The 503-nt window shown below is 53.3% G+C and carries 1 pseudogene; it reads left to right on the top strand.

Annotation, left to right across the window (positions count from 1 at the left end):
* A pseudogene (locus ABN217_RS20575) lies at window positions 1–503 on the top strand (hypothetical protein); the annotation flags it as partial.

Below are 503 nucleotides of genomic sequence, written 5' to 3'. Positions count from 1 at the left end.
GCGGAAGCGGAGAGCCAAGCGACCCGAGAGGCACTGACGAAGCAAGATGCGGCGGCAAAACAGCTGGCACAGCAAAACCAACAGCTGTTGGCACAATTAAAAGAGTATGAGCAGCACGCCAGCAAGCTACAAACTGCTTTGGCGGCACAAACAGCGCAAGCCGAGCAGAAGAAAAATGTGGAAGCCGAGCTGAAGGCTCTGCAACAGCAGTTACAGACGCAAAAAGCGGCGCAAGAGGCCGTGACAAAACAGTATGGCGACAGCCAGCAGGCGCAACAACAGCTGCAAGCCAAACTGACCGAGAACGAAAACGCGTTTAGCGCGGCACAAGCGCAGCTGAAGCAAGCCAATAGCGATGTGGCGCAGCTGCAAAAAGAGATCGAAAAACAGAAGCAGTTGATGACGCAAGCCACTGATGAGCAGATAAAAGTCTTGAGTGCTGATCTGGAACAGCAAGTGGCCCAGTTGAAGCAAAAAGAAGCGGCGTTGCAAAAAGCGGAAGC

The sequence above is a fragment of the Proteus sp. fly-1067 genome (genome assembly GCF_040139345.1).
GTDB lineage: Bacteria > Pseudomonadota > Gammaproteobacteria > Enterobacterales > Enterobacteriaceae > Proteus > Proteus vulgaris_B.
This window is presented reverse-complemented; position numbering and strand designations above follow the sequence as displayed.